Source organism: Acinetobacter sp. ANC 4862 (assembly GCF_004336635.1).
GTDB lineage: Bacteria > Pseudomonadota > Gammaproteobacteria > Pseudomonadales > Moraxellaceae > Acinetobacter.
Map to the genome: position 1 here is coordinate 24,614 of NZ_SJXH01000039.1, position 7,877 is coordinate 32,490.

Consider the following 7,877-nt stretch of genomic DNA (forward strand, 5'->3'; position numbering starts at 1 on the left):
GCTCGGAGGGATTTAAATCACGCCAAAATATCGTTTTTCAAAGTATCCACTAATCGCTGGTTTTGCTCATCAGTACCAATCGTAATACGTAAAAATTGATTAATTCGCGGTTTATTGAAATAGCGAACTATAATGCCACGTTCACGTAGTTCCGTTGCCAATTCGCTTGCATCTTTACTGGGTAGTGATGCAAAAATGAAGTTAGCTTTCGAGGGTAAAACCTTAAAACCAATAGCTTCTAAATCAGTAACCAACTTTTCACGGCTATCAATCACTTTTTGGCATTGTGCTTCAAAGTAAGCTTGATCTTCAAATGAAGCTACTGCAGCTGCAATCGCAAAACGATCCATTGGATAAGAGTTAAAGCTATTTTTCACAGCTTCCAGTGCGGCAATTAAATGTGGTTGAGCAATGGCAAAACCCACCCGTAAACCAGCAAGTGAACGTGACTTAGAGGTAGTTTGGCACACCACTAAATTTTCGTATTTTTCCACTAAGCTGACCGCAGATTCCGCACCAAAATCAACATAAGCTTCATCAATGACCACAACTGAATCAGGATTTGATTGCAGTACTTCTTCAATTGCAGCTAATCCTAATGCAATACTGGTGGGCGCATTCGGATTGGTGATAATGATGCCGCCATTGGCTTGTTTATAGTCATCTACCACAATTTCAAAGTCATCATTAAGTGGCAAAACTTTGGTTTTCACCCCAAAAAATTGACTATAAACAGGATAGAAACTGTAGGTAATATCCGGATAAAGTAATGGCTGTTCTTGCACAAAAAAGGCTTTAAAAATATGTGCTAGCACTTCATCTGAACCATTTCCGACAAAGATATTGCTTGCAGCAACATTTTGTTGCGCGGCTATGGCTTGCTTTAATGCAGAAGCATCTGGATCTGGATATAAACGTAATACATCGGCTGAATTTTCTAATACCGCTTGCACCGCATCGACCACTTTTGGAGAAGGTGGATACGGGTTTTCATTGGTATTCAGCTTAAGTAGGTTTTGGATTTTGGGTTGCTCACCGGGTACGTAGGGTTCTAATTCACGTACTTCAGGACTCCAAAAACGCATTTGTTCATTCGTAATATTCGACATTTTGTTTTCTCTTATTTCCCTCTCCTAACCTCTCTTGCACTTCGCTTTAAAGCAGTGCTTAAAGCTCGTTCAGGGGAGGAATCTCCATCTTATGAACGATTGAATCCGGATATCAAACATTCTTATCACATGAGTTTTCCTCTCCTTTCAGGAGAGGGTTAAGGAGAGGTTTATAGTTTTAAAAACTAGATTTTTTCATCTAGCCAATAATTCATTACTGATAACGATATCTTGCTGATCTCGCATGGGCATCCAAGTTTTCTTGTTGCGCTAAAACATCGGCTGTTTTCGCTAAAGTCTTCACACCTTTCTGTGAGCACATGATCAAGCTTGAACGCTTTTGGAAATCATAGACACCAAGCGGTGATGAAAAGCGCGCTGTGCCTGAGGTTGGCAATACATGGTTTGGGCCTGCACAATAATCACCAATCGCTTCTGGGGTATAACGCCCCATAAAGATTGCACCGGCATGGCGAATATCTTCGGCCATTGCTTCAGCATCATCCAAGCAAAGCTCTAAATGTTCTGGCGCAACTTGATTAATTAAATCAATGGCTTCTTGACGGTCTTTCACCAAAACCAGAGCACCACGATTAGCAATAGAGGTACGTGCAATATCAGCTTTAGGCAATTCAGCTAGATGATCTTCAATCGCTTGCTCAACTTCATTTAGAAGCTGTTCATCTGGTGTAATGAACACAGCTTGAGCCACAGTATCATGCTCAGCTTGAGACAATAGATCCATCGCCAACCATTTCGCGTTATTTTCGCCTTCGGCATAAACCAAAATTTCAGAAGGACCTGCAATCATGTCGATACCAACTTGACCGAACACAGCACGTTTGGCAGCAGCAACAAAGCGATTCCCTGGACCGGTAATTTTATCTACACCCGGAACAGTTTCTGTACCATATGCCAAAGCTGCTACCGCTTGTGCGCCACCAATGGTAAATACACGAGTCACACCTGCTAGATACGCAGCAGCAAGTACCAATGGATTCAATTCACCATTGGGTGCAGGAACCACCATAATAATTTCAGCCACACCCGCAACATGAGCAGGTACAGCATTCATCAACACTGAAGACGGATAAGAAGCTAAGCCACCTGGCACATAAATCCCGACACGATCAAGCGGTGTGATTTTTTGCCCGAGCGTATTGCCCAAAGCATCCACATAAGTCCAGCCATCCTGCTTTTGCGCTTGGTGGAATTCACGAATTCGATTTGCAGCCAATTCTAAAGCTTCACGAACGTCATTATCCAAACCTTCGAAAGCTGCTTTTAATTGTTCTTGAGTAAGTTCAAGATCTGAAAACTGATGCGCCGGATGTCGATCGAACTGTTGAGTGAGTTTAAGAACATGAGCATCACCATATTGACGCACATCAGTAATGATTTGGTCTACGGTTTTTAAAAGTTCAGGATCATTCACAGTCTCAAAAGCCAACAAGTCTGCAAAGGCTTGCTTAAAGCTTTGATCTTGGGTCGATAAACGTCGCATCAATTTACCCATCAGGTTTGAATTCGAAGGCTTTAGTTTACCTGTTTTCATGCGCTTTGTCGGTAGCTATAATACGGTATCAGTATTAGTTTTATTGAAATTAACTTTCGCTAGGATTGATGAAAACACTGAATGTTTACAGTTTTTTCTTAGGCATAAAAAAAACCGCCATAGGATGACGGTTTTTCAAATTTACATACAGAGATGCTTATTTTTTGCTTTCGCGTTCCTCAACGGCTTTTTCAAGCTGTGCAAGAATCGGGTTCAATAAAGTTTGCTTACGTTTGAAGCTGGCCTTATTCACAATCAAGCGAGAAGAAACTTTGCAAATTTCCTCAAGCGGTTCAAGACCATTGGCACGCAGTGTATTACCGGTATCGACTACGTCGACAATGTAATCCCCTAAACCGACCAATGGTGCAAGTTCCATCGAACCGTAAAGTTTAATCACATCAACCTGTTCACCTAAGCTCGCATAATATTGACGGGTTAAGTTCACATATTTGGTCGCAATTTTTAAACGGCCTTTCGGACGCTCCATACCGACCTTGCCTGCTGTCATTAATTTACAATTGGCAATTTTTAAATCGAGCGGTTCATACACATTCTGTGCGCCATGTTCCATCAGCACATCTTTACCTGCAACACCTAAATCAGCTGCTCCATTTTCCACATAAGTCGGAACATCGGAAGCACGTAAAATTAAAATACGTACCTGCTTATGTGTCGTGGGGAAAATCAACTTACGTGATTTATCTGGATCTTCCAGCAAGTTAATTCCTGCTGTTTCAAGCAATGGTAAAGTTTCTTTTAAGATACGTCCTTTGCTTAATGCTAAAGTCAAACCATGATCAAAATTGCCCATTACGTCAAAGTTTGGATCATCGTTTCTCATATCACTCATTAACTTACTCGCTTAATTTGGGCACCTAAACCCTGTAACTTTGCTTCAATATCTTCATAACCGCGGTCAATATGATAAATACGGTCAATCAATGTTTCCCCGTCTGCTGCTAAAGCCGCAAGAACCAAAGAGAATGAAGCGCGTAAATCGGTTGCCATCACGGGTGCTGCAGAAAGCTTGTCCACACCGGTCACAACAGCATCATTACCTTCTACCTGAATATTGGCTCCCATACGGGCCAATTCAGGAACATGCATAAAACGGTTTTCAAAAATCGTTTCAGAAATAGTGGCAAAACCACGACCTATGGCATTGACCGCCATAATCTGCGCTTGCATATCTGTTGGAAATTCTGGATGTGGCAACGTTTGGAAGCTGACTGCTTTCGGACGTTTACCCATCATGTCGAGCTCAATCCAGTCATCACCACGGGTTACTTCTGCACCCATTTCTTCAAACTTGTCTAAAACAGATTCGAGCAATGATGGATTGGTATGTGTAGTTTTGATTTTACCGCCAGTAATGGCAGCAGCAGCCAAGTACGAACCTGTTTCAATACGGTCAGCAACCACAGCATATTCACAGCCATGCAAGCTTTCAACACCCGTTACAACCAAGGTATCCGTATCCAGACCTTCAATTTTTGCACCCATTTTAATGAGCATTTGTGCAAGATCGGTAATTTCTGGTTCACGCGCAGCATTACGAATCGTGGTCACACCATCAGCTAAAACTGCAGCCATGAGAATATTTTCCGTACCACCCACAGTCACCATATCAAAGATGACTTCGCCACCTTTTAGACGACCATCAACTTTGGCATGCACATAACCATTTTCAACTTCAATTTCAGCACCCAAAGCCTCTAATGCTTTTAAGTGTTGATCGACAGGACGTGAACCAATGGCACAACCACCTGGAAGCGATACTTGTGCACTACCATAGCGCGCAAGTAATGGACCAAGCACCAAAATTGAAGCACGCATGGTTTTTACAAGCTCATAAGGTGCAAACTGATTGTTCAATGTAGAAGTATCAGCTTTAACCGTGTCGCCTTCATAAGACATTTGAATACCCAGACCAGCAATCAATTTCACTAGCGTATTCACGTCTTTAAGGTTAGGCACATTGGTTAATGTGATCGGGGAATCCGCAAGAATCATCGCTGCAAGTAAAGGCAATGCTGCGTTTTTCGCACCAGAAATACGCACTTCACCTTCGAGCTTAACACCGCCCTGAATTAAAAATTTATCCATTTAGTTCTAAGCTCCGAATAAGCTTGCTTTACGCCATTCTTCTTTGGTCATTGCACGAATAGTTACCGCGTGTACTTCACCGCTGGCAATATATGAATTTAACGGAGCATAAACCGTTTGTTGACGTGCGACTGGGCGCTTGCCTTCGAATTGTTCATCGACGATTCGAAGATCAAACTTACCGCCTTGCCCACTAACTGCAACTTCAGCCTCTGGAAAAGCAGCTTTTAAAATTTCAGTGAGCTGTTCACTATTCATCACAAAGACCTCTTATAGGACCAACGGTGTAAAAACCTGCCATTTTACTATAAATATGAAAAATAAATCATTAACGCATAACATTTTATACATAAAAAAAGAGGTCTTTAAAAAACCTCTTTTTGTTGAAAAATCAAACTATGCAAGCACAGGTGGATACTCTATCTGCATTTTCCGATGTTTATGTAATTGTCTTTTTAACTTTTCTGTTAATTTTTTAATTGAAGTATACATATCATCGGCACTGGCTTGAGCAAACATCTCTATGCCGGGTAAACGAATAATCGCTTCAGCAATATGATTGTCACTGCCCTTTTTAGAATGTTTATCTATTTGATGATCTTTTGAAAGTTTGACCTGCATACTATTTACTTGATCTAAATTTTTTATCATTTGCGAAAATCTAAGGCGAATATTTTCTTCAATTGCAGGGGTAATGGTTAAATGGTGACCACGAATTGTTATTTGCATAGTTCTATCCCTCACCTTCTTTTAGGATTAGAAAAGAATAGCCAAGCCGACCTAATGACAGCAAAAATACAATCCTGCAGATTTAACATTAAATCATTTCGACTATTCCTTAAGTAAAAAGAGATTCATTATGTTGTCATAATGAATCTCTAGAATAGCCACACTTTAAAATTTAGATCAAGACTTTTCGTTCAGAAGATGACGGAATATGTAACGACTCTCGATATTTAGCAACCGTTCGACGGGCTACATCAATCCCGTCTTCTTTCAATAAATTCGCAATGATATTGTCTGATAAGGGTTTGCGCGGATTTTCTTCAGACACTAACTTTTTAATTTTGGCTCGAATTGCAATAGAAGATGCTTCGCCACCAGAAGTTGTTGCCACATGACTGGAGAAGAAATATTTCAACTCAAATAAACCGCGTGGTGTGAGCATAAATTTATTGGTGGTTACACGCGAAACCGTAGACTCATGTAATTCTACCTCTTCGGCAATGTCACGTAGCACCAAAGGTCGCATTCCTTCTGCACCCACTTCTAAAAACATCTTCTGATGTTCAACAATACAGCTTGCGACTTTTAATAAGGTTTTATGGCGCTCATCGACACTTTTAATAAAGTTTTTTGCATCTAACATTTGATTGCGCAAATATTGATTATCATTGCTTTGATCAGCACGTTTAATCATATTGGCATAAAAAGAATTGATCCGTAATTTAGGCATAACATCCGGATTTAACTGCACCTGCCAATGGTCATTTTTTTTCATCACCACCACATCTGGAATTTGATAGTCCGAATCTTTTTCCTCAAACTCCATTCCCGGATAGGCCTTTAACGTTTTTAACAGATCAACTGCGCACTTTAATTGATCTGGATTTAAACCTGTTTGTTTAACCAGTTTTGGTAATTCATTGGAAATCAGTAACTCATAATGATTCAATAACGTTATTGCTTCACGACGATAGGCTGTTTGCTCAGGTAAACTTTCTAATTGCACCAATAAACATTCAGCTAAATTGCGTGATGCCACACCAGGAGGATCAAGATGCTGAATATGTTTTAAAACTGCAACCACTTCGTCATCTTCGACTTCATCGTCGTAATCCATAGATTCTAATAAATGCTTAACGGTGGTGGTTATTTCTGTAATGTCTGCATCCAAAAAGCCTTTTTCATCCAAAGAGTCAACAATACAATGCGCAATCAGTTTATCGACTTGTGAAAAATGCAATAAATTAATCTGTTCAAGCATATGCTCTTTTAAGCCTAAATGACCTTGACGATTATCTTCACGCTCTTCATATTCAGGTGTACCTAAACTGGTTGGCTGATGCGTATAAACATCATCCCAATCGGTATCCACGGGTAAATCATCCGGCAAAGTATTGGCATTTAATTCATTGGTAAGGTCTTTATTGTCACGTTCTTGCTCTTCCAAAGACGATAGACTTTCAATATTCGACTGTTCTTCTATTTTTTCTAATAAAGGATTACTATCGAGTTGAATTTGAATTTCTTGCTCAAGCTCTAAACTAGATAATTGAAGCAAACGAATGGCCTGCTGCAACTGCGGTGTCAACGACAAGGAGTTCGCAACTCTTAATCCAACCGATAACTTCATTCTTAAAGTTCCTCATAATTCTGCGACTTATAAGCAATTTTTATGCCGCTTTTAAATTTTATAACACAGATAAATCAAAATTCATACAATCAACGAGCCTAATTTAATTTTTTATTTAGCTTAATTTTTCATAAATTTTAAATTAATTCATTTGTTTAAATATAAAAAAAATAAAATTTACTATTTTTTTATTTAGATTAAGGATCTATAAAATATTTTAAAAATTTGAAATAAATTTGTCAAAAAATGTAGTTTCCTAATAAAAATAAGATAAATTGAGGATGATTATATCTAATTTTCTGGCTATTTTTTGATTTCTATACAATACAAAAAATAAACAAATGTATTTGTAGATTTAAGCTTTAAAAATTTTAGGAAGATTATTTTTTTATCTTCAGGTTGGACTGTGTAAAACCAAGCTTCTAAAAAATAGCATTAAAAAAAACAAATATTAATCTCATAACAAATCTCCATTATCATTTTTATAATAATCTTTTTACTTATTTCTTTTTTAATTTATTTTCCGCACATAAAAAAATCCCCCTCATCTATGATGAGGGGGATTTTAGAATTAATGAGCTGGCGATGACTTACTCTCACATGGGTAACCCCACACTACCATCAGCGCAAAGAGGTTTCACTTCTGAGTTCGGGAAGGGATCAGGTGGTTCACTCTTGCTATTGTCGCCAGCACAACTGTTTATGGATACTCGCTTAGGCTTACGTTTGTGCTAAGGTTTTTCCAAAT

Annotated in this window: 7 protein-coding genes and 1 rRNA gene; all 8 read right to left on the minus strand. The window is 39.0% G+C overall.

Annotated features, from left to right (window positions below; genetic code table 11):
• Positions 1-17 precede the first annotated feature (17 nt).
• The 8 genes from hisC to rrf all read right to left on the minus strand — a co-directional run bounded on the left by hisC (position 18) and on the right by rrf (position 7,821).
• Positions 18-1,109, minus strand: coding sequence for a histidinol-phosphate transaminase (gene hisC / locus E0409_RS14105; protein WP_131291847.1), 1,092 nt, complete (start codon positions 1,107-1,109; stop codon positions 18-20).
• 214 nt (positions 1,110-1,323) lie between these two features.
• Entirely contained in the window at positions 1,324-2,625 is a 1,302-nt protein-coding gene (gene hisD, locus E0409_RS14110) for a histidinol dehydrogenase (RefSeq protein WP_131291859.1), read from the minus strand.
• A gap of 196 nt (positions 2,626-2,821) precedes the next feature.
• Positions 2,822-3,517, minus strand: a complete 696-nt coding sequence (gene hisG / locus E0409_RS14115) for an ATP phosphoribosyltransferase (RefSeq protein WP_086194235.1) — start codon at positions 3,515-3,517, stop codon at positions 2,822-2,824.
• Entirely contained in the window at positions 3,517-4,773 is a 1,257-nt protein-coding gene (gene murA, locus E0409_RS14120; RefSeq protein ID WP_131291849.1) for a UDP-N-acetylglucosamine 1-carboxyvinyltransferase, read from the minus strand. The genes hisG and murA overlap by 1 nt, the downstream gene beginning before the upstream one ends.
• 6 nt (positions 4,774-4,779) lie before the next feature.
• Complete coding sequence (gene ibaG / locus E0409_RS14125) at positions 4,780-5,031, minus strand: BolA family iron metabolism protein IbaG (RefSeq protein ID WP_004650949.1); 252 nt, start codon at positions 5,029-5,031, stop codon at positions 4,780-4,782.
• A gap of 138 nt (positions 5,032-5,169) precedes the next feature.
• Positions 5,170-5,502, minus strand: a complete 333-nt coding sequence (gene hpf, locus E0409_RS14130; protein WP_131291851.1) for a ribosome hibernation-promoting factor, HPF/YfiA family — start codon at positions 5,500-5,502, stop codon at positions 5,170-5,172.
• Positions 5,503-5,674: 172 nt separating this feature from the next.
• A complete protein-coding gene (locus E0409_RS14135) occupies positions 5,675-7,129 on the minus strand; it encodes an RNA polymerase factor sigma-54 (protein WP_131291853.1) in 1,455 nt (484 codons plus the stop codon).
• Between the two features lie 577 nt (positions 7,130-7,706).
• Positions 7,707-7,821, minus strand: a 5S ribosomal RNA gene (gene rrf, locus E0409_RS14140).
• Between the last annotated feature and the right edge of the window lie 56 nt (positions 7,822-7,877).

What these genes read in the sequence shown, in the direction of transcription:
- hisG (WP_086194235.1), bottom strand. Translation starts at nt 3,517, where the DNA reads ATGAGTGATATGAGAAACGATGATCCAAACTTTGACGTAATGGGCAAT.
- hisD (WP_131291859.1), bottom strand. Translation starts at nt 2,625, where the DNA reads ATGGGTAAATTGATGCGACGTTTATCGACCCAAGATCAAAGCTTTAAG.
- ibaG (WP_004650949.1), bottom strand. Translation starts at nt 5,031, where the DNA reads ATGAATAGTGAACAGCTCACTGAAATTTTAAAAGCTGCTTTTCCAGAG.
- murA (WP_131291849.1), bottom strand. Translation starts at nt 4,773, where the DNA reads ATGGATAAATTTTTAATTCAGGGCGGTGTTAAGCTCGAAGGTGAAGTG.
- hpf (WP_131291851.1), bottom strand. Translation starts at nt 5,502, where the DNA reads ATGCAAATAACAATTCGTGGTCACCATTTAACCATTACCCCTGCAATT.
- hisC (WP_131291847.1), bottom strand. Translation starts at nt 1,109, where the DNA reads ATGTCGAATATTACGAATGAACAAATGCGTTTTTGGAGTCCTGAAGTA.
- E0409_RS14135 (WP_131291853.1), bottom strand. Translation starts at nt 7,129, where the DNA reads ATGAAGTTATCGGTTGGATTAAGAGTTGCGAACTCCTTGTCGTTGACA.